At 68.5% G+C, this 19,759-nt stretch carries 19 protein-coding genes and 2 riboswitches; of the genes, 9 read left to right on the forward strand and 10 right to left on the reverse strand.

Annotated elements, in window-relative coordinates; translation table 11 throughout:
* Window positions 1-9: 9 nt before the first annotated feature.
* The 3 genes from MELE44368_RS12245 to MELE44368_RS12255 form a co-directional block, all read right to left on the reverse strand.
* On the reverse strand, window positions 10-351 hold the full coding sequence (locus MELE44368_RS12245) for a hemophore-related protein (protein ID WP_128108737.1): 342 nt from the start codon (window positions 349-351) through the stop codon (window positions 10-12).
* An 84-nt stretch (window positions 352-435) separates the two neighbouring features.
* Window positions 436-3,102: an FHA domain-containing protein gene (locus MELE44368_RS12250; RefSeq protein ID WP_128108738.1), complete on the reverse strand. Its 2,667-nt coding sequence runs from the start codon at window positions 3,100-3,102 to the stop codon at window positions 436-438.
* 21 nt (window positions 3,103-3,123) lie between these two features.
* Window positions 3,124-3,519: a nuclear transport factor 2 family protein gene (locus tag MELE44368_RS12255; RefSeq protein WP_128108739.1), complete on the reverse strand. Its 396-nt coding sequence runs from the start codon at window positions 3,517-3,519 to the stop codon at window positions 3,124-3,126.
* 47 nt (window positions 3,520-3,566) lie between these two features.
* Here MELE44368_RS12255 and MELE44368_RS12260 point away from each other — a divergent pair, with 47 nt between their 5' ends.
* Both MELE44368_RS12260 and MELE44368_RS12265 read left to right on the forward strand, forming a co-directional pair.
* Entirely contained in the window at window positions 3,567-4,130 is a 564-nt protein-coding gene (locus MELE44368_RS12260) for a TetR/AcrR family transcriptional regulator (protein WP_128108740.1), read from the forward strand.
* A 55-nt stretch (window positions 4,131-4,185) separates the two neighbouring features.
* On the forward strand, window positions 4,186-4,623 hold the full coding sequence (locus MELE44368_RS12265) for a hypothetical protein (protein ID WP_128108741.1): 438 nt from the start codon (window positions 4,186-4,188) through the stop codon (window positions 4,621-4,623).
* 4 nt (window positions 4,624-4,627) lie between these two features.
* Here the strand turns inward: MELE44368_RS12265 and MELE44368_RS12270 are convergent, their stop codons facing one another.
* A complete protein-coding gene (locus tag MELE44368_RS12270) occupies window positions 4,628-5,848 on the reverse strand; it encodes an NADH:flavin oxidoreductase (protein ID WP_128108742.1) in 1,221 nt (406 codons plus the stop codon).
* A gap of 27 nt (window positions 5,849-5,875) precedes the next feature.
* Here MELE44368_RS12270 and MELE44368_RS12275 point away from each other — a divergent pair, with 27 nt between their 5' ends.
* Window positions 5,876-6,733, forward strand: coding sequence for a bifunctional methylenetetrahydrofolate dehydrogenase/methenyltetrahydrofolate cyclohydrolase (locus MELE44368_RS12275; RefSeq protein WP_206613758.1), 858 nt, complete (start codon window positions 5,876-5,878; stop codon window positions 6,731-6,733).
* Window positions 6,730-7,023, forward strand: a complete 294-nt coding sequence (locus tag MELE44368_RS12280) for a DUF3017 domain-containing protein (protein ID WP_046752852.1) — start codon at window positions 6,730-6,732, stop codon at window positions 7,021-7,023. The genes MELE44368_RS12275 and MELE44368_RS12280 overlap by 4 nt, the downstream gene beginning before the upstream one ends.
* Before the next feature lie 73 nt (window positions 7,024-7,096).
* Here MELE44368_RS12280 and MELE44368_RS12285 read toward each other — a convergent pair whose 3' ends face one another.
* Genes MELE44368_RS12285 through MELE44368_RS12295 form a run of 3 tightly spaced genes read right to left on the reverse strand, consistent with a single transcriptional unit; the run spans window position 7,097 to window position 10,319 of the window.
* Entirely contained in the window at window positions 7,097-7,834 is a 738-nt protein-coding gene (locus tag MELE44368_RS12285; RefSeq protein ID WP_128108744.1) for a class I SAM-dependent methyltransferase, read from the reverse strand.
* A complete protein-coding gene (gene metX / locus MELE44368_RS12290) occupies window positions 7,831-8,964 on the reverse strand; it encodes a homoserine O-acetyltransferase MetX (RefSeq protein WP_128108745.1) in 1,134 nt (377 codons plus the stop codon). Before metX ends, MELE44368_RS12285 begins: the two co-directional genes overlap by 4 nt.
* Window positions 8,964-10,319: a bifunctional o-acetylhomoserine/o-acetylserine sulfhydrylase gene (locus tag MELE44368_RS12295; RefSeq protein ID WP_128108746.1), complete on the reverse strand. Its 1,356-nt coding sequence runs from the start codon at window positions 10,317-10,319 to the stop codon at window positions 8,964-8,966. The genes metX and MELE44368_RS12295 overlap by 1 nt, the downstream gene beginning before the upstream one ends.
* Window positions 10,320-10,412: 93 nt before the next feature.
* A riboswitch (SAM riboswitch) is annotated at window positions 10,413-10,534 on the reverse strand.
* A gap of 148 nt (window positions 10,535-10,682) precedes the next feature.
* On the opposite strand from MELE44368_RS12295, the gene MELE44368_RS12300 reads away from it, so the two are divergent.
* Complete coding sequence (locus MELE44368_RS12300; protein ID WP_128108747.1) at window positions 10,683-12,923, forward strand: NADP-dependent isocitrate dehydrogenase; 2,241 nt, start codon at window positions 10,683-10,685, stop codon at window positions 12,921-12,923.
* A gap of 48 nt (window positions 12,924-12,971) precedes the next feature.
* Window positions 12,972-14,189 carry an NADP-dependent isocitrate dehydrogenase gene (locus tag MELE44368_RS12305; protein ID WP_128108748.1) on the forward strand — a complete coding sequence of 406 codons (1,218 nt, stop codon included), beginning with the start codon at window positions 12,972-12,974 and terminating at the stop codon, window positions 14,187-14,189.
* A gap of 6 nt (window positions 14,190-14,195) precedes the next feature.
* Here MELE44368_RS12305 and MELE44368_RS12310 read toward each other — a convergent pair whose 3' ends face one another.
* The gene (locus MELE44368_RS12310; protein WP_128108749.1) at window positions 14,196-15,029 is read right to left on the reverse strand and encodes an epoxide hydrolase EphH; all 834 of its coding nucleotides are present in this window, start codon (window positions 15,027-15,029) and stop codon (window positions 14,196-14,198) included.
* 60 nt (window positions 15,030-15,089) lie between these two features.
* Between MELE44368_RS12310 and MELE44368_RS12315 the strand changes: the two genes are divergently transcribed.
* From MELE44368_RS12315 to yhjD, 3 genes are all read left to right on the forward strand, one after another.
* Complete coding sequence (locus MELE44368_RS12315) at window positions 15,090-15,884, forward strand: exodeoxyribonuclease III (protein WP_128108750.1); 795 nt, start codon at window positions 15,090-15,092, stop codon at window positions 15,882-15,884.
* Between the two features lie 89 nt (window positions 15,885-15,973).
* Complete coding sequence (gene trpS / locus MELE44368_RS12320; protein WP_128108751.1) at window positions 15,974-17,002, forward strand: tryptophan--tRNA ligase; 1,029 nt, start codon at window positions 15,974-15,976, stop codon at window positions 17,000-17,002.
* A 13-nt stretch (window positions 17,003-17,015) separates the two neighbouring features.
* Window positions 17,016-18,056 carry an inner membrane protein YhjD gene (gene yhjD, locus MELE44368_RS12325; protein ID WP_128108752.1) on the forward strand — a complete coding sequence of 347 codons (1,041 nt, stop codon included), beginning with the start codon at window positions 17,016-17,018 and terminating at the stop codon, window positions 18,054-18,056.
* Here yhjD and MELE44368_RS12330 read toward each other — a convergent pair.
* A complete protein-coding gene (locus MELE44368_RS12330) occupies window positions 18,053-18,370 on the reverse strand; it encodes a DMT family transporter (protein WP_128108753.1) in 318 nt (105 codons plus the stop codon). The genes yhjD and MELE44368_RS12330 overlap by 4 nt on opposite strands.
* A gap of 11 nt (window positions 18,371-18,381) precedes the next feature.
* Window positions 18,382-18,445: riboswitch (guanidine-III (ykkC-III) riboswitch) on the reverse strand.
* Window positions 18,446-18,450: 5 nt separating this feature from the next.
* The gene (locus MELE44368_RS12335) at window positions 18,451-19,674 is read right to left on the reverse strand and encodes a D-alanyl-D-alanine carboxypeptidase family protein (protein ID WP_128108754.1); all 1,224 of its coding nucleotides are present in this window, start codon (window positions 19,672-19,674) and stop codon (window positions 18,451-18,453) included.
* Between the last annotated feature and the right edge of the window lie 85 nt (window positions 19,675-19,759).

The raw sequence follows: 19,759 nt of genomic DNA on the forward strand, positions 1-19,759 counted from the left end.
AGGCTGAGCTCAGAAATTGCTGCAGGTATTGGCCACCCGCACGACGATCGGGGTGAACTGCTCCGCCCCGGGGGTGGCCTGAGCCTGCGCGATCATGTCGCGACGAACCTCAGGTGATGCAGCGATCAGGGTCTGCAGCCAGCCGGTTGCCGCGGGGGCCGACACCAACTGGTTGGCGAGTTCCGGCGATTCGGCGTTGAGCGCCGCAACGACCTGTGGGTAGGTGCATTTCGAGTAGACGATCGTGTCAACGTCGGGCTGCGCGGCCGCGATGCCTGCCCCCACGCCGGCACCGGCCAGCATCAAAGCCACACCGCCAGAGGCGAAAGCCAATTTCATGGTCGAGCGCATTCGATACACCTTCCGCCGCACACCGGGCTGTTCGTGAAGGTTTCACGCTAACACCGTCCGCCGGTTTCGTGCGATTTTCGGTGATCAGGCGGCTTTCAGCCGGATCTTCCAGCGCACGAACGACACGTAGCCCACGGAGATCAGGGCGAGCATCGCCATGTCGAACAGCCAGGTGCCCGACGAGTGGTCCCAGTGCCGGTCGTTGGGAGTCAGCGGGCCCGGCACGAGCCGGATCAGGTCGATCGTCGAGGCCGATGCCGCGAAACCCCAGCGCGCCGGGGTGAACCACGACATCTGGTCGAGCACGATGCGATCGGTCACCGGGATCATGCCGCCGGAGAACACCAGCTGCGACATGATCGCCACCACCAGCAGGGGCATGATCTGCTCGTTGGACTTCGCCAACGCCGACAACGCCAGTCCCACCATCGCCGCGGCCACTGTGGTCACCGCGATGTCGAGGAACAACTCCACGCTGCGATTGCCGAGCAGCGCGCCCCGCTCGACCGCGCCTGCGCCCCAACCCTTACCGATGATCGCGATGACGGTGACGATCGCCGACTGGATGACCGCGAAAACCGTGAACACGAACATCTTCGCCAAAAGGTATGCCGTCGTTGACAATCCGACCGCCTGCTCGCGGCGGAAGATGGCGCGCTCACCGATCAGCGCGCGGATCGTCAACGCGGTGCCCATGAAGATGGCGCCGACGTTGAGCATCACCAGGATCTGGCCGGGCTCGTTGGGTGCGGCGCCGCCCTCGATCGCGGGCACGGGCACCCCGAAGCCGACGTCGCCGGGCACCGACAGCGACAGCACGCCCATGATGAACGGCAACAGCATCAGGAAGGCGAAGTAGCCGCGGTCGGAGACCACCAGGCGCACCTGGCGCCGCGCGATCGTCGAGAACTGGCGGGTCACGCTGGTGCGCGTCGGGTTGCCGAGGTCGGACGGCTGCTCGCTCGGCGGCGGTGGCGGCGGCGGGCCGTGCTGGGCCAGGAACCGCTGGTTGGCCGCGTTTGGGTCGTTGGCGACCGCGCTGAAGATGTCGGCCCAGTTGGTGGTGCCCATGGCCGGACCGATCTGGCTCGGCGGCCCGTAGAACGCCGTCTTTCCGCCGGGCGCCAACAGCAGCACCTGATCGCAGACGTCGAGGTAGGTCAGCGAGTGCGTGACGACCAGCACCACACGGCCGGCGTCGGCGAGTTGGCGCAGCATGGTCATGACCTGCCGGTCCAGCGCGGGATCCAGGCCCGATGTCGGCTCGTCGAGGATCAGCAGCGACGGGCCGGTGAGCAGTTCCAGCGCCACCGACGCCCGCTTGCGCTGCCCACCGGAGAGCTTGTCGACGCGGGTGTCGGCGTGCCGGGTCATCTCCAGTTCCTCGAGCACCTGCGCGACGACCTGTTCGCGGTCCTCCTTGGTGGTGTCGGGCGGCAGCCGCAACTCGGCCGCGTACATCAGCGCCTGGTTGACGGTCAGCTGGCCGTGCACCACGTCGTCCTGCGGCACCATCCCGATCCGGGAGCGCAGCGAGGCGTACTCGGCGTGGATGTTGTGGCCCTCGAACGTCACCGTGCCCGACGTCGGATGGGTATAGCCGGCCACCAACCGGGCGAACGTCGACTTGCCCGCGCCCGACGGGCCGATCACCGCTGTCAGCGTGCCGGGCCGCGCGGCGATCGAGATGTTGTCCAGCAGCGTCTTGTTGTTCTCGATCGTCCACGTGACGCCGTGCACCTCGAGCCCGCCGGTGCGGGTGGCCGCCTCGGTCTCGCTGCGGCGGACCAGCGTGCCGCCCGTGAACACCAGGTCGATGTTGCCGATCGTGACGGTGTCACCCTCGTGCAGCACCGCCGTCTCGACACGGGCGCCGTTGACGAACGTGCCGTTGATGCTGCGGTTGTCGCGGATCTCGGTGCCCGCCGGGGTGGGCACCAACGTGGCGTGGTGGCGCGACGCGAGCACGTCGGGCACGACGATGTCGTTGTCGGTGGCGCGGCCGATCTTGATGGCTCCCGGCACCCCGGCGTCGGCGGGCCGGCCCGGCCGCAGGATTTTCAGCATGCTCGTGGCGAGGTTGCCCTCGCTGGAGCGGGGCGCCGCCGTCGGGCCCAACGCCGTCACCGACTCCAGCGACGACGAGGACACCGGCGGCGGTGGGGGTGGGGCCGCGTGGCGCGCCGGTTGCGGGGTGCTCGGCGGGTACGTCGTGGGTCCGCCGGTGTGGGCCTGGGGACCGGTGGGATATCGCGGCGGCTGCGGCGCCGTCGGATACATCGGTTGGGGCCGCGACGGGTGCGACGGCTGCGGTCCTGAAGCCTGCGGGCCCGCGGCGGGCCAGGACGCCGAACCGTGGCGCTGCGTGGCGATGGGCACCGCCGTGGTCGGCGTGCGGCCCGCGGCGCCCTGGTGGCGGCCGACCTCGAAGGTCAGCCGCGGGCCGTCGGGGTTGCCGATGTTGACGCTCTGTCCGTCGACGATGTCGACGGTGGGCACCCGCCGGTTGTTGACGAACAACCCGTTGAGGCTGCCGTTGTCGATGGCGACCCACCGGCCCTGATCGAATCGCAGCACCAGGTGCGCCCTGGAGATCAGCGGATGGGCGATGCGCACGTCGGCGCGCAGGTCCCGGCCGACGACGACGTCGTTGCCTGGCGCGAAGGTTCGCGTCGTGCCGTCGTACCGAACGGTCAGCGCGGGAGGGACGGGTCGGCTCGTCGGAGCCGGACGGCCGGCGACATTGGACATCGCGACAACTGTATCGGGTCGCTAGCCCCGCGGAATATTCCACCGCGCGGTGTCGGTGATCTGCTGCAGCGCCGTCATCTGGTCGCCCCGGGTGGTGATGATGTGGGCGAACCGCGCGTCCACGGCGGTGTCGCCGTCGCGGGCCGAACCCCGGTACCGGCCGGTCACCACGACCCGGTTGTCGTCGACGACAAGGAATTCGGCGGGGTCCACGTGCATGTCGTACAGCGCGTCGATGCGGCCCCAGACGTTGACGATCATGTCGGCCGGGCCGCGATGCTCGCCGCCCACCTCGTGCGGCATGCCCGCGCTGACCTCACCGACGAAGTCGTCGGTGAGCAACGCGAAAAGACCGCGGGCGTCGGCTCGGGCGAGCACCTCGTAGAACCGCTGTGCGACATCAACGGCAGTGGCCATGGCGTTCCTCCAGAGTATTAGAGAGTACTCTCTACTATGATAGGGCCATGCCGCGACCCGCGCGATACACCGTCGACGAGCTTCTGGATGCCGCAGCCGCGTTGTTGGCGCAAGGCGGCCCGGCCGCGGTGACGATGTCGGCGGTGGCCCGTGCGGTCGGGGCGCCGAGCGGCTCGCTGTATCACCGCTTTCCGAGCAGGGCAGCGCTGTGCGGGCAGCTGTGGATGCGCACCGAGGAGCGCTTTCTGTCCGGTTTCCTCACCGAGGTCGGCCGGGCGCGCGGTGCGCAGCACAAGTGTGTCGCGGGCGCGCGGTTCACCGTGCAGTGGTGTCGCGACCATCCGCAGCAGGCGCAGGTGTTGCTCGTCGGCGCCGACTCGCTGGGCGAAGCCGAGTGGCCCGAGGACCTCCGGGCCCGGCGACGACGCCTGCACCGTCGACTCCGGCAGGCGCTCACCGACATCCACGCCGACGCCGACCGGGTCACCGCCGCGGTGATCGACATCCCGTACGCGGTGGTGCGTCGCCACCTGCTGGCGCGACACGCGGTTCCCGCCGGCGCCGACGCCATCGTCTCGGACTGCGCGAGGGCGCTGATTCCGCCGACTTGACGGCCGGTGCGGCGCGCCGCCGCGAATTGACGCCGGTTCATGGGGACACTGAGTCATGGTGTCTGTGACGCCTGCGGTGCTGCTCCTCGGAGCGGCGGTGGGCGTGAGCCTGGCGACGACGGTCGCGCCGTCGACGGCCCTCGCGCAGCCGTCGTACCCCACCGACGATCGCGGTTTCATCGGCACGTCCGTGCGTTGCGACGCCCCGCGCTCGGCGGTGAGCTTCGGGCGCACGGCGCAGTCACTCGTCGCGATCTGCCTGGTGCCCGAGGGGCACTACGAGTACCGCGGTGCCCGCCTCGGCGACGACGCGGTGTTGGTCGTCGTCGCCGAACCCACCGTGCCCGGCGAGTTCTTCGCCCAGAAGGACGGCGCCACCTACACCGTCACCGCGAAGGACCTCGTCATCAGGACCGACGAGTGGGTGCGCGCCGAGCCGATGCTGCAGTTCGAGACGCCGCCGATCCTGGCGGTGGAGACGCCGACGCGGTAACGGATCAGCCGGGCGTGCCCACCGAGGAGTAGTGCGGCGAGCCGGTCACCACGCAGCGGGTCTGGCTGTAGATCGTGGCCATGCACTGGTTGCAGTGCGTGCACGCGGAGAACACCGAGTGCTTGTCGCCGTCGGCCTGGATCCGGTTGATCAGGTCGGGTTCGGCCAGCAGCGCGCGTCCCATCGCGACGAAGTCGAACCCTTCGGCCATCGCCAGGTCCATGGTTTCGCGGTTGGTGATGCCGCCGAGCAGGATCAGCGGCATCTTCAGCTCGGCGCGGAACTGCTTGGCGTCGCGCAGCAGATAGGCCTCGCGGTAGGGGTACTCGCGGAAGAACTTGTTGCCCGTCATCCGGATGCCCCAGCGCAGCGGCGGCTTGAAGGCGTTCGCGAACTCCTTGACCGGGGCGCCGCCGCGGAACAGGTACATCGGGTTGACCAGCGAGCTGCCCGCGGTGAGCTCGATGGCGTCCAGGCCGCCGTCCTCCTCGAGCCACTTGGCCGTCTGCAGCGACTCCTCGAGCGAGATGCCGCCACGCACCCCGTCGGCCATGTTCAGCTTGGCGGTGACCGCGATCGGCGTGCCCGCCTTCTCCACCGCGCGGCGCACCGCCAGCACGGTGCCGCGGGCCACCTTGGCGCGGTTCTGCAGCGAGCCGCCGAATTCGTCGGTGCGGCGGTTGATCAGCGGGCTCAGAAACGAGCTGGCGAAGTAGTTGTGGCCGAGGTGGATTTCGACGGCGTCGAACCCGGCCTCGATCGCGAACCGGGCCGCATCGGCGTGGGCGGCCATGATGTCGTCGATGTCCTCGCGGGTGGCCTTCTTGGCGAAGCGCATCGCCAGCGGGTTGAAGAACCGCACCGGCGCATAGGCGGTGGTCTTGTTCGAGCGGGCGTCGGCCACCGGTCCGGCGTGACCGATCTGCGCGCTGATCGCGGCGCCCTCGGCGTGGATCGCGTCGGTGAGCCTGCGCAGCCCGGGAATGGCCTCGGGGCGCCAGTAGATCTGCCTGCCCTCGGTGCGGCCGCCCGGCCTTACCGCCAGATACGCCACCGTCGTCATGCCGACACCCCCGGCGGCGGGCAGCCGGTGGTAGGTGATCAGGTCGTCGGTGACGAGCGCGTTCGGCGTGCACGCCTCGAAGGTCGCCGCCTTGATGATGCGGTTGCGCAGCGTCACCGGGCCCAGCTTGGCCGGGGTGAACACATTCCGGGGAGTGTCCATGGAATGAAGCCTGCCACAATGACCCCTGTGGGTGCGATCACGCTAGACGGTAAGGCCACGCGCGACGAGATCTTCGTCGACCTCTCCGAACGGGTTGCGGCCCTGACCGCGGCCGGGCGCACGCCCGGGCTCGGGACGGTGCTCGTCGGCGACGACCCCGGGTCGCACGCCTATGTCCGCGGCAAGCACTCCGACTGCGCGAAGGTGGGCATCACCTCGATCCGTCGCGACCTGCCCGCCGACATCAGCCAGGCCGAGCTCGACGCGACCATCGACGAGCTCAACGCCAACCCGCAGTGCACCGGCTACATCGTGCAGCTGCCGCTGCCGAAGGGGCTGAACGAGAACGCCGCGCTGGAGCGGATGGATCCGGGCAAGGACGCCGACGGTCTGCACCCGACGAACCTGGGCCGGCTGGTACTCAACGAACCCGCGCCGCTGCCGTGCACCCCGCGTGGCATCGTGCACCTGCTGCGCCGCTACGAGGTGCCGATCGCCGGCGCGCACGTGGTGGTGATCGGGCGCGGGGTCACGGTGGGCAGGCCGCTGGGGCTGTTGCTGACCCGTCGCTCGGAGAACGCCACGGTCACGTTGTGCCACACCGGAACCCGTGACCTGCCCGCGTTGACCCGGCAGGCCGACATCATCGTCGCCGCCGCCGGTGTGCCGCACATGGTGACGGCCGAGATGGTCCGCGCCGGCGCCGCCGTCGTCGACGTGGGCGTCAGCCGCGACGACAACGGCAAGCTCGTCGGCGACGTGCACCCCGACGTGTGGGAGGTCGCCGGGCACGTATCGCCCAATCCCGGCGGCGTCGGACCGCTGACCCGGGCATTCCTGTTGACGAACGTCGTGGAACGCGCGGAAGCCCTTGCCGCGACGTGACCCCGAAGGAGTTCGCGCGCAAGGTGTTCGCCGGGCAGTGGCCGATCTGGTCGGTGGGCCTGGTGTTCGTCGCCGCGTTCGGGCTTGTGATCGCGGGGTATTGGCGGCGCGGCGCGTTGGTCATCGCGATCGGCGTGGGCGCCGCCGCGGCCTTGCGGTTGCTGTTGCCCGACGAGCGGGCGGGCCTGTTGGCGGTGCGCAGCAAGCCGATCGACTTCGTGACGACCGCGACGGTCAGCGCCGCGATGCTCTACATCGCCTGGACGATCGACCCGCTGGGCACCAGCTAGTTCTGCGCCGAAACTGAGCTTGTGCACGCCGCCTCTCGGCGTTTGTGTGCAGAACTTCAGTTTGGGCGAAGAGCTAGCTGGTCGCTAGCTCGGCGCGGATGCACACGGTGACGTAGGGCAGCGCCAACCCCGTCGTGTTGGCCAGCGCCGGATGGGTGGCCAGCAGCTCGCGCACCTGATCGAGCGTCTTCACGCGCACCTTCTCCGGCGAGGTGATGCAGTAGCTGCGCGAGGCGACGAGATCGATGAGGGCCTGCGGCGTCAGGTAATTCGTCCACTCCACCTGATGGCGCGCCACATCGGTGAACGGCTCGGGCAGCGTCACCCGGTTGCTGAACGGGTCGTCCTCGTGGCCGATGATGCGGCCGAGCTCCTTGACCCAGCCCATCCGTTCGTCGCGGGTGTTCCACACCAGCCCGAGCCGACCACCCGGACGCAGCACCCTGGAGACCTCCTTGACCGCGAGCTCCGGGTCGAACCAATGCCAGGCCTGCGCGACCAGCACGGCATCGACGCTGTCGTCGGGCAACGGGATCTCCTCCGCGGTGCCCAGCAGCGCCGGCGTGTCCGGCAGCGAATTACTCAGCAGCTCAAGCATTTCCGGGATGGGGTCGACGGCCACCACGTCCAGGCCGCGTTCCACCAGCCGCGTGGTCAGCTTGCCCGTTCCGGCCCCCAGATCCAGCACGTCGCGCACACCCGCCGGCAGCAGCCAGTCGATGGCCTCCGGCGGGTACGACGGTCTGCCGCGCTCGTATGCCGCGGCTTCCGCGCCGAACGACAGTGACCGCTGCTGATCCGGGCGGGTCACCGCGAGGCCAGCTCCAGCGTCTGGCGGACCAACTTGCCGACCGCCTCCATCTCCACCAGGAAGCCGTCGTGGCCGTAGATCGAATCGACGACGTGCAGCCCGCCACAGTTCGGCAGCAGTTCGGCCAGCTCCTCCTGCAGCCGCAGCGGATACAGCCGGTCCGAGGTGATGCCGCCGACCAGCGCCGGCACCGGACAGTTGCGCAGCGCGGCCTCGACACCGCCGCGGTCGCGGCCGACGTCGTGGCTGGACAGCGATTCGGTGAGCGCCACGTAGGTGCCCGCATCGAAGCGCGCGACCAGCTTGCGGCCCTGGTGCTCGAGGTAGCTCTGCACCGCGTAGCGGCCGCCGGTGCGGGGGTCTTCGCTGCCCTGCGGGTCGTTGCCGAAACGGTTGTCCAGTTCCAGCTCACCCCGATACGTCAGGTGTGCGATGCGCCTGGCGATGCTCATGCCGACGTCGGGTGACGTGCCGGTGCCGTAGTAGTCGCCGCCGTGCCAGTTCGGGTCGGCCTTGATCGCGGCGATCTGGGTGCTCTGGGTGCCGATCTGGTCGGCGGTGGCACGCGCGCCGACCGCGAGCAGCAGCCCCGAGCGCACCTTGTCGGGGTGTCCGACCATCCACTCCAGCGCGCGGGCGCCGCCCAGCGACCCGCCGACCACCGCGGCGACCTCGGTGACGCCCAACGCCTTGAGCGCGGCGATGTCGGCCTCGACCTGGTCGCGCACCGTCACATGGGGAAACCTTGAGCCCCACGGCTTTCCGTCGCGGTGCAGCGAGCTGGGACCCGTCGAGCCGCGGCAACCGCCCAGCACGTTGGTGGCCACCGCGCACCACCGGTCGGTGTCGATCGCGGCACCGGGCCCGGCGATGCCGTCCCACCAGCCCGGCGTTGGGTGGCCGGGTCCGGCGGGGCCGGTGATGTGGGAATCTCCGGTCAGCGCGTGCAGCACCATCACCACGTTGTCGCGCTCGGGCGACAGCTCGCCCCAACGTTGCACGGCGATCTGCACGTCGTCGATGACGGCGCCGCTCTCGAGCGTCAGCGGCCCGATGTCGACAATGCCGATCTCGCCTTCGGCGGGAAGAGTCAAAGCTGGCACATCGGCCTCGAAATCAGTGAGGGTCATCAGAACGCCGCCGTGGTCTTGGGGTCCGTGGGCCCCGCGGTCGAGAACGGCTTGGCCGCGGCGAAGCCGCGCTCGAGGTCGGCCAGGATGTCGTCGATGCCCTCGATCCCGACGGCCAGACGCACCAGTCCCGGGGTGACCCCGGTGGCCAGCTGCTCCTCGGGGGAGAGCTGCGCGTGGGTCGTCGACGCCGGGTGAATCACCAGCGACCGCACGTCGCCGATGTTGGCGACGTGGCTGTGCAGCTTCAGCGCGTTGACGAACGCCTTTCCGGCGTCCACCCCGCCGGCCAACTCGAAGGCCAGCACCGCGCCGGTTCCCTTGGGCAGCAACTTGTTCGCCAGCGCATGCCACGGCGAGCTGGGCAGCCCGGCGTAGTTCACCGAGAGGACGGCGTCGTGCCCGGACAGGTACTCGGCGACGCGTTGGGCGTTGGCGACATGTCGCTCGACGCGCAGGCTCAGCGTCTCCAGTCCCTGGGCGATCAGGAACGCGTTGAACGGGGAGGCGGCCGAGCCGAGGTCGCGCAGCAGCTGCACCCGGGCCTTCAGCGCGAACGCGGGCGGGCCGAGTTCGGCGTACACCACACCGTGGTAGCTGGGATCAGGGGTGGTGAACCCGGGGAACCTGCCGTTGGTCCAGTCGAAGGTGCCGCCGTCGACGATGACACCCGCGATCGCGGTGCCGTGCCCGCCGAGGTACTTGGTGGCCGAGTGCACGACGATGTCGGCGCCGTGGCTGATGGGCTGCAGCAGGTACGGCGTCGCGATGGTGTTGTCGACGATCAGCGGCACCCCGACGTCGTGCGCGACGGCGGCGACGTTGGGGATGTCGAGGACGTCGATCTGCGGGTTGGAGATCGTCTCGGCGAAGAACGCCTTGGTGTTGGGCCGGGCCGCGGCGCGCCAGGACTCCAGGTCGTCGGGGTCCTCCACGAAGCTGACGTCGATACCGATCTTGGGGAACGTGTAGTGGAACAGGTTGTACGTGCCGCCGTAGAGCCGCGGGCTGGACACGATGTGGTCCCCGGTGTGGGCGATGTTGAGGATCGCGAAGTGCGACGCGGCCTGACCGGATGCCAGAAACAGCGCGGCCACCCCGCCCTCCAGGGCCGCGATGCGCTGCTCGACGACGTCCTGGGTCGGGTTCATGATCCGGGTGTAGATGTTGCCGGGCTCGGCCAGCCCGAACAGCGCGGCGGCGTGCTCGGTGCTGTCGAACGTGAAGCTGGTGGTCTGGTAGATGGGCAGGGCCCGCGCGTTCGTCGCGGGATCGGGCGTCTGGCCGGCATGGACCTGCTTGGTCTCAAACGCCCAGTGCGCGGCGGGATCGTCCAGCTGGGTGTCGTTGCTCAATGGTTTCTCCTGTTGTGATGCGGCCGGGGCGGATTTCAGCGACACATGCGCACGCCGGACCTCCACCTGTCTCTCTGGGGGCCCGTCACAACGGACCCGCGCTTGCCGGTACCACTTGTCAGTGGGTACTCAACCTGGTCATCACCCGGGGCACCCCACCGCGGTTGGAGGGTTGCCGGCCAGCAAGCCGGGGCTTGTCGCTGGCGCTCATGACCTGTGGAGAAGCTTATCCCATCGTGGCGACGAAGTGCCAACAGGTGCGCGCCAGGGCGGAGGTGGCCACGCGTAGCGTCGGGGACAACGGAATACTGGTAGGCGACGACGTTTCCCCCGATCCCGATCGTGACGCCCGGAAGAGAGATCATGAGTGCTCAGCAGCCAACCATCATCTACACGCTGACCGACGAGGCGCCGCTGCTTGCGACCTACGCGTTTCTGCCGATCATCCGCACCTTTGCCGAGCCCGCGGGTATCGAGATCAAGACCAGCGACATCTCGGTGGCGGCGCGCATCCTGGCGGAGTTCGGCGACTACCTGACCGAAGAGCAGCGGGTGCCCGACAGCCTCGGCGAGCTGGGCCGGCTGACGCAGCTTCCGGACACCAACATCATCAAGCTGCCCAACATCAGCGCATCGGTGCCGCAGCTGCTGGCGGCCATCAAGGAGTTGCAGGGCAAGGGCTACGCGGTTCCGGACTACCCCGGCGACCCGAAGACCGACGAGGAGAAGAAGCTCAAGGAGCGCTACGCCAAGGTGCTGGGCAGCGCCGTGAACCCCGTTCTACGGGAGGGCAACTCGGACAGGCGCGCGCCGAAGGCGGTCAAGGAGTACGCCCGCAAGAATCCGCACAGCATGGGGGAGTGGTCGCAGGCGTCGCGCACCCACGTGGCCACGATGCGGGGCGGCGACTTCTACGCCGGTGAGAAGTCGATGACGCTGGACCGGCCGCGCAAGGTCCAGATGGTGCTCAACACCAAGGGCGGCGAGACGATCGTGCTCAAGCCCGAGGTCGCGCTGGACGAGGGCGACATCATCGACAGCATGTTCATGAGCCGAAAGGCGCTGTGCGACTTCTACGAAGAGCAGATGCAGGACGCCTACGAGACCGGCGTGATGTTCTCGCTGCACGTCAAGGCCACGATGATGAAGATCAGCCACCCGATCGTGTTCGGCCACGCCGTCAAGATCTTCTACAAGGACGCGTTCGCCAAGCACCGGGAGCTGTTCGACCAGCTCGGCGTCAACGTCAACAACGGGCTCTCGGACCTCTACGAGAAGATCGAATCGCTGCCCGCGTCGCTGCGTGACGAGATCATCGACGACCTGCACCGCTGCCACGAGACCCGCCCGGAGCTGGCGATGGTGGACTCGGCGCGCGGCATCACCAATTTCCACTCGCCGTCCGACGTGATCGTCGACGCCTCGATGCCCGCGATGATCCGCGCCGGCGGCAAGATGTACGGCGCGGACGGCAAGCTCAAGGACACCAAGGCCGTCAACCCCGAGTCGACCTTCTCCCGGATCTACCAGGAGATGATCAACTTCTGTAAGACCCACGGCCAGTTCGACCCGACGACCATGGGCACGGTGCCCAACGTCGGCCTGATGGCGCAGAAGGCCGAGGAGTACGGCAGCCACGACAAGACGTTCGAGATCCCCGAGGACGGCGTCGCCGACATCGTCGACATCGACACCGGCGAGGTGCTGCTCACCCAGAACGTGGAAACCGGTGACATCTGGCGCATGCCGATCGTCAAGGACGCCGCGATCCAGGACTGGGTGAAGCTGGCGGTCACCCGCGCCCGCGCGTCGGGCATGACCGCGCTGTTCTGGCTGGACACCGAGCGTCCGCACGAGGTCGAGTTACGCAAGAAGGTCAAGCAGTACCTCAAGGACCACGACACCGAGGGCCTGCACATCCAGATCATGCCGCAGGTGTGGGCGATGCGGTACACGCTCGAGCGGCTGGTCCGCGGCCAGGACACCATCGCGGTGACCGGCAACATCCTGCGTGACTACCTCACCGACCTGTTCCCGATCCTCGAGTTGGGCACCAGCGCCAAGATGCTGTCGATCGTGCCGCTGATGGCCGGCGGCGGCATGTACGAGACCGGCGCGGGCGGCTCGGCGCCCAAGCACGTCAAGCAGTTGGTGGAAGAGAACCATCTGCGGTGGGATTCGCTCGGCGAGTTCCTCGCGCTCGGCGCGTGTTTCGAGGACCTGGGCCGCAAGACCGACAACAAGACCGCGGCGTTGCTGGGCAGGACGCTGGACTCCGCGATCGGCAAGCTGCTGGACAACAACAAGAGCCCGTCCCGCAAGACCGGTGAACTCGACAACCGCGGCAGCCAGTTCTACCTCGCACTGTACTGGGCCCAGGAGCTGGCCGCGCAGACCGAGAACAAGGACCTCGCCGAGCATTTCGCGACGGTGGCCGAGGAGCTGGCCAAGAACGAGGACACGATCGTCACCGAACTCGCCGAGGTGCAGGGCAATCCGGTCGACATCGGCGGTTACTACTACCCCGACCGGGAGAAGACGACCGCGGTGATGCGGCCGAGCAAGACCTTCAACTCGGCGTTGGAGTCTGTTACTGCTCAGTAGCCCTAGCTGGGCCTTTGCCGGGCGGGGCCGGCTTGTAATGTGGCCGGCATGTCCAAGGTCAAGGTTGAAGGCACGGTAGTCGATATCGACGGCGACGAGATGACGCGCGTCATCTGGAAGCTCATCAAGGACACGTTCATCTACCCGCACCTCGACATCAACCTGGACTACTACGACCTCGGCATCTTGAACCGTGACGCCACCGACGACCGGGTCACCATCGAGGCGGCCGAGGCGATCAAGCGCCACGGGGTCGGGGTGAAATGCGCGACGATCACCCCCGACGAGGCCAGGGTCAAGGAGTTCGGGCTCAAGCAGATGTGGCAGTCGCCCAATGGGACCATCCGGAACATTCTGGGCGGCACCATCTTCCGGGCCCCGATCGTGATCAAGAACGTGCCACGGCTGGTGCCGGGCTGGACCAAGCCGATCATCATCGGCCGCCACGCGTTCGGCGACCAGTACCGCGCCTTCAACACCAAAGTGGACCGGCCGGGCACGTTCACCGTCACGTTCACCCCCGACGACGGCAGCGAGCCGCTGGTTCACGACGTCGTGCACATCCCCGAGGGCGGCGGCGTGATCATGGGCATGTACAACTTCCGCAAGTCCATCCAGGACTTCGCGCGCTCGGCGTTCAATTTCGCGCTGCAGCAGAAGTATCCGGTGTACCTGTCGACGAAGAACACCATCCTCAAGGGCTACGACGGGATGTTCAAGGACGAGTTCCAGCGCATCTTCGACGAGGAGTACAAGGACAAGTTCGACGCCGAAGGGCTGACGTACGAGCACCGGCTGATCGACGACATGGTGGCCGCCAGCCTCAAGTGGGAGGGCGGCTATGTGTGGGCCTGCAAGAACTACGACGGCGATGTGCAATCCGACACGGTCGCACAGGGTTTCGGCTCGCTGGGGCTGATGACGTCGGTGCTGATGACCCCGGACGGCAAGACCATGGAGGCCGAGGCCGCGCACGGCACCGTGACCCGGCACTACCGGCAGTACCAGCAGGGCAAGCCGACGTCGACCAACCCGATCGCCTCGATCTTCGCCTGGACCAGGGGCCTGGCGCACCGCGGCAAGTTGGACAACACCCCGGCGGTGATCGAGTTCGCCGAAACGCTGGAAGAGGTGGTGATCGGCACGGTCGAGGGCGGTCAGATGACCAAGGATCTGGCGCTGCTGATCGGCCCGGAGGAACAGTGGCAGACCACCGAGGTGTTCCTCGAGTCGATCGCCGAGAACCTGGAGAAGGAGCTCGGTTAGCTCCGGCTACAGCACTGCCTTGCGCGGTGGCGGGCTGGCATAGCGGTCGACGAACCCGACGATCGTCTCGGTGACCCGCTCGGGCGCCTCGAACATCGGGATGTGCCCGACGCCGTCGAGGTGGGTGATCTGGGTGTCCTTGGGCAGATGCGCGGTGAAGTGCCGGGTGAACCGCGGATGCGGCAGCACGCGGTCGTTCTCGCAGATCACCAGGTGGGTGGGCGCGGTGCCCTCGGCCAGCTCCCGCAGTCCCGGCAGCAGCAGCGCCTTGAGCAGCAGCTGGAAGTAGGCCGGGCAGTGGGTGACGTCGTCGACGATGACCAACAGGTCCTCGTCGGACAGCCCGTCCGGGCTGGCGCTGACCGGCACGTATGCCAGCTGGCGCGCGAACGGCAGCCGCAGCGCGCGCGGGCCCAGCGCCTTGGCGATCAGCCACACCGGCAGCCCGGCGACGAACTTGAACACGATCTCGAACTTGGCCGGCGTGAAGCGGCGCCAGCCGCCCGCGGGCGCGATACCGGTCAGCGTGCGGGCCCGTCCGCGGCGCTCCAGCTCGAACGCCACCCAGCCGCCCAGGGAGTTACCGACGATGTGGGCGGTGTCCCAGCCCAACTCGTCCATGCGGCGTTCCATGTCGTCGGCGAGCTCGGCGGTGTCGAGGAAGAAGCGGCCCTTCACCCCGCCGTTGTGGCCGGGCATGGTCGGTGCGTAGACCTCGTAGCGCCCGGTGGCGGCGATCTGCGGTGCGACGTCTTTCCACACGCTCTGCGACATCATGAACGGGTGCAGCAGAAGCATCGGCTCACCGGAGCCGAGGTGGATCGCGGGGCGCAAGGTCATCCTGCCGACACTAAAGGCGATACCGCCGGTACCGCAAGCTCCGGGGCTATGGTCTGCTGCGTGATCGTCAGCACCGTCAACGTCAACGGAATCCGCGCCGCGGTCAAGCAGCGTTCGCCGGACAACCTGGGCCTGCTGGCCTGGCTTGCCGACACCGCCGCCGACGTGGTGTGCCTGCAGGAGACCCGGGCCGACGACGACCAGCTGGCCGCGGCGCTGGCGCCCGCGCTGTCCGACGGCTGGCAGCTGGCCTCGGCCGAACCACATATCAAGGGCCGCAGCGGCGTTGCCGTGCTGTCGCGCCGGCCGATCACCGCGGCGCGGCCGCTGGAGTCCGACGAGTTCGCGACGCACGGGCGATACCTCGAGGTCGACGTCGCCGGGGCCACCGTGGCGAGCGTCTACGTGCAGACCGGCGAAGCCGAAACCGACCGCCAGCTGGAGAAGGAGCGCTTCATGACGGCGCTGGCCAAGCGGATGGCCGAACTCGCCGACCGCGACGCGGTGGTGTGCGGCGACTGGAACATCGCGCACACCGAAAACGACATCAAGAACTGGAAGGGCAACCTCAAGAAGTCGGGCTTTCTGCCCAGCGAGCGCCAATGGCTCACCGAGCTGCTGGACTCCGGCTGGGTCGACGTGGTCCGGGCCCTGCATCCAGGGGTGGCCGGACCGTACTCGTGGTGGTCATGGCGCGGGCGGGCCTTCGACAACGACGCCGGCTGGCGCATCGACTACCACTTGGCGACTCGGACGTTGGCCGCGCGGACGGTGTCGGCGCGGGTGGAGCGCGCCGCGGCGTACGCGATGCGGTGGTCCGACCACGCGCCGGTCACCGTCGAATATCGCGGTTAGACACCGCCGAGTGTCAGGTTGTCGCACGCCTCGCGCCGCGGAACGTGTCTCAACCCGACACTCGGCCGGTGTGAAATGATCGGGCCACCATGAGCATCGACCGCGCCGCTGCGCAGAAGAAGACCGTCTTCTCCGGTGTGCAACCCACATCGGACTCCCTGCATCTCGGCAACGCCCTCGGCGCCGTCAAGCAGTGGGTGAATCTGCAGGAGGAATTCGACGCGTTCTTCTGTGTGGTCGACCTGCACGCGATCACCGTGCCGCAGGAGCCCGAGCAGTTGCGCAGGCGCACGCTCGCAGTCGCCGCGCAGTACCTGGCGTTAGGCATCGACCCGGCACGCGCCACGATCTTCGTGCAGAGCCATGTTCCCGCGCACGCCGAACTCGCCTGGGCGCTGGGGTGTTTCACCGGCTTCGGGCAGGCGTCGCGGATGACGCAGTTCAAGGACAAGTCGCAGAAGCAGGGCAGCGAGGCCACCACCGTGGGGCTGTTCACCTATCCGGTGCTGATGGCCGCCGACGTGCTGCTCTACGACACCGACCTGGTGCCGGTCGGCGAGGACCAGCGCCAGCATCTGGAGCTGGCACGCGATGTCGCGCAACGGTTCAACGCGCGCTTCCCCGGCACGTTCGTCATCCCCGACGTGATGATCCAGAAGGCCACCGCCAAGATCTACGACCTGGCCGACCCGACCGCCAAGATGAGCAAGTCCGCGGCCACCGAGGCGGGGTTGATCAACCTGCTCGACGACCCGAAGGTGTCGGCCAAGAAGATCCGCTCTGCGGTCACCGACAGCGAGCGTGAGGTGCGTTACGACCCGGACGCCAAGCCGGGGGTCTCCAACCTGCTCACCATCCAGTCGGCGATCACCGGCACCGACATCGACAAGCTCGTCGAATCGTATGCGGGCCGCGGATACGGCGACCTGAAATCCGACACCGCCGAGGCCGTCGTCGAGTACGTCACCCCGCTCAAGGCCCGCGTCGATGAACTCCTCGCCGACCCGACCGAACTGGAATCGGTGTTGGCGGCCGGCGCACAGCGCGCCCGGGAAGTGTCTGCGAAGACGCTCAAGCGGGTATACGACCGACTGGGCTTTCTGCCGCCACGTTCTTGACCGGGAGACACCGATGGCCGCGCCAGACACGGAGACCGAGCCGGAGAAGCCGGGCATCATCGACCGGATGCGCGCCCGTTATCGCTGGTTCGATCACGTGATGCGGGCCCAGGAGCGCTACAAGGACAGCAAGGGCGACTTCTACGCGGCGGGCATCACCTACTTCACCGTCTTCGCGCTGTTCCCGTTGCTGATGGTGGGATTCGCCGTCGGCGGCTTCATCCTGGTGCGCCAGCCCGACCTGTTGGCCCAGATCGAGGACCGGATCCGTGCGGCGGTGTCGGGCGACGTCGGCAACCAGCTGGTCGACCTGATGGACTCGGCGATCGCGTCGCGCACGTCCGTCGGCATCATCGGCCTGGTCACCGCGGCCTGGGCGGGGCTGGGCTGGATGGCGAACCTGCGTGAGGCGCTCAGCCAGATGTGGGGCCTCGCCCGGCAGGAGTCCAAGGGGTTTCTGCGCACCAAGGCCTCGGACCTGCTGGCGATCCTCGGGCTGTTCCTCGCGATCGCCGTCACCGTTGCGCTGACCGCGCTGGGCAGCGCCGGACCGATGAGGCAAGTGCTCGAATGGGTTGGGCTGGAGGAAGTTCCGGGTGTCGGCCTGGCGTTGCGGGTGGTCTCCATGCTGACCTCGCTGCTGATCAGCTGGCTGTTGTTCACGTGGATCATCGCGCGGCTGCCGAGGGAGTCGGTGAGCTTCCGCAGCGCGATGCGAGCGGGGCTGCTGGCGGCGGTGGCATTCGAGGTGTTCAAACTGGTGGCCGCGCTCTACCTGCGCTCGGTGGTCACCGGCCCGGCGGGCGCGACGTTCGGTCCGGTGCTGGGGTTGATGGTGTTCGCTTACATCACCGCGCGGCTGATCCTGTTCGCGACGGCCTGGGCCGCCACCGCGACCGAGAACATGCTTCCCGCGCCCGTCGAGCCGCCGGGGCGGGCGGTGATCACCCCGCGTGTGCAGGTCCGCGAGGGGGTCGGGTTCGTCGGCGCGTTGACCGCGGCGCTCGTGGGAGCCGTTGGCGCGCTTAGTCTTTCGCGGTGGGTGCGACGCTAGCTGCTGACCAGCTGCAGGCCGACGACACAGCCCACGATGCCCAGCAGCAGAACCACCTTGAGAAGTGATGCGCTCTCGGCCCCGGAGGCCAGCGAGTAGACGACCGTCAGCGCGGCGCCGACGCCCACCCACACCGCGTAGCCGGTGCCGACCGGTAGGTCACGCAGCGCGATGCCCAGACCGCCCATCGAAATGATCAGTGCCACAACGAACACCGCTACGGGCATCGGTCGGCTGAACCCCTCCGACTTACTCAGCGCGACGGCCCACACCGCTTCGAAGGCGCCGGAGACGATGAGAATGAGCCAGGCCATGAAACACCTCCGTGACGCCGTCTTGTCGCTGGCCGGGTACGGCGCCCCTCGTCCGGTGTCGGATGCCGACCAGTGCGAGGTTAGTGCTGCGGGCGGCGATTCAGCGACCGGGCCCCCATGATCAGGCTGAACACGATGACCGCGCCGACGACCGCCACCCCGACGCGCACCGGCATGGCGTCGACGTCGGAGAGCATCGGTGCGGCGTTGACGCCGGCGGCGGTGCCGTCGGCGGCCGGTTTGCGGCCCTGCAGTGAGGGATCCGGTTCGATCAGCGTGCCCACCTTGGTCCCGGGCGGGGTCGCGAAGCCGTAGTCCAGCAGGTGCGCGGCCTGCTCCCACGGCGCGATCGGCTGGCGGGTGCCGCGCAGCAGCACCGCGACCAGGCGGCGGCCGTCCCGGTCGGCGGCGCCGACGAACGTCTGGCCCGCGTCGTCGGTGTATCCCGTCTTGCCGCCCAACGCGCCGGGATAGTTGAGGAGCAGCTTGTTGTCGTTCTCGATCGGATAGCCGACGTCGCCGCGGCCGGGGAAGTCGAAGCTGCGGGTGGCCACGATGTCGGCGAACACCGGGTTCTGCCAGGCATACCGGTAGAACAGGGCGATGTCGTAGGCCGACGTGCTCATCCCCGGGCCGTCGAGGCCCGACGGTGTGGCGACGCGGGTGTCGTGGCCGCCGAGCTTGCGGGCCAGGTCGTTGAGTTTGTGCAGCGCGGCGTCCATCCCGCCAAGCTGGATGGCCAGCGCGTAGGCGGCGTCGTTGCCGGAGTACATCAGCAGGCCGTGCAACAGGTCGTTGATCGAGTAGTGACCGCCGGGCCCGACACCGACCTTGGTGCCTTCCTGCGCGGCGTCCTCCGGGGTGCCCGCCACCACCCGGTGCAGCGGCAGTTCCTTGATGGCCGCCATCGCGGTGAGCACCTTGATGACGCTGGCGGGCCGGTGCCTGCCGTGGGGGTCTTTGGCCGCGATGACGTCGCCGGTGTCCAGGTCGGCGACGAGCCAGGCCTCGGCGGAGACGTCGTTGGGCAGCGGCGGGGTGCCGGGCGCGGTGATCACCCCGCACCCCGACAGCGCGTCACCGCCCAGCGGGGTGGCGGGCACCGGAAGCGGCGCGGGCGGGGCCTGGCCGGGTTTGGGAACCTCGGACGCGTCGACGGCCGGTGGCGTCGTCTCGCGGTAAGGGCAGGCGGTGGCCTCCGGCGCCGACGGTGGCTGCGCGCTTGCCACCGCCGGGCTGACCATCACGAAAAGGGCCGCTGCCAGGCCGACAGCGCGCCGGGACGCGGTTCGCAGATTCGCCATCGTGTGCGCAGATTAGGCCGTACGGGCCGCGATTGCCCGGAGGCGCGCTGTGACTGTTGTGATTAGAGGTGCTGAAGTGATTGCT

This window comes from Mycolicibacterium elephantis DSM 44368 (assembly GCF_004014805.1).
In the GTDB taxonomy this organism is placed as follows: domain Bacteria; phylum Actinomycetota; class Actinomycetes; order Mycobacteriales; family Mycobacteriaceae; genus Mycobacterium; species Mycobacterium elephantis.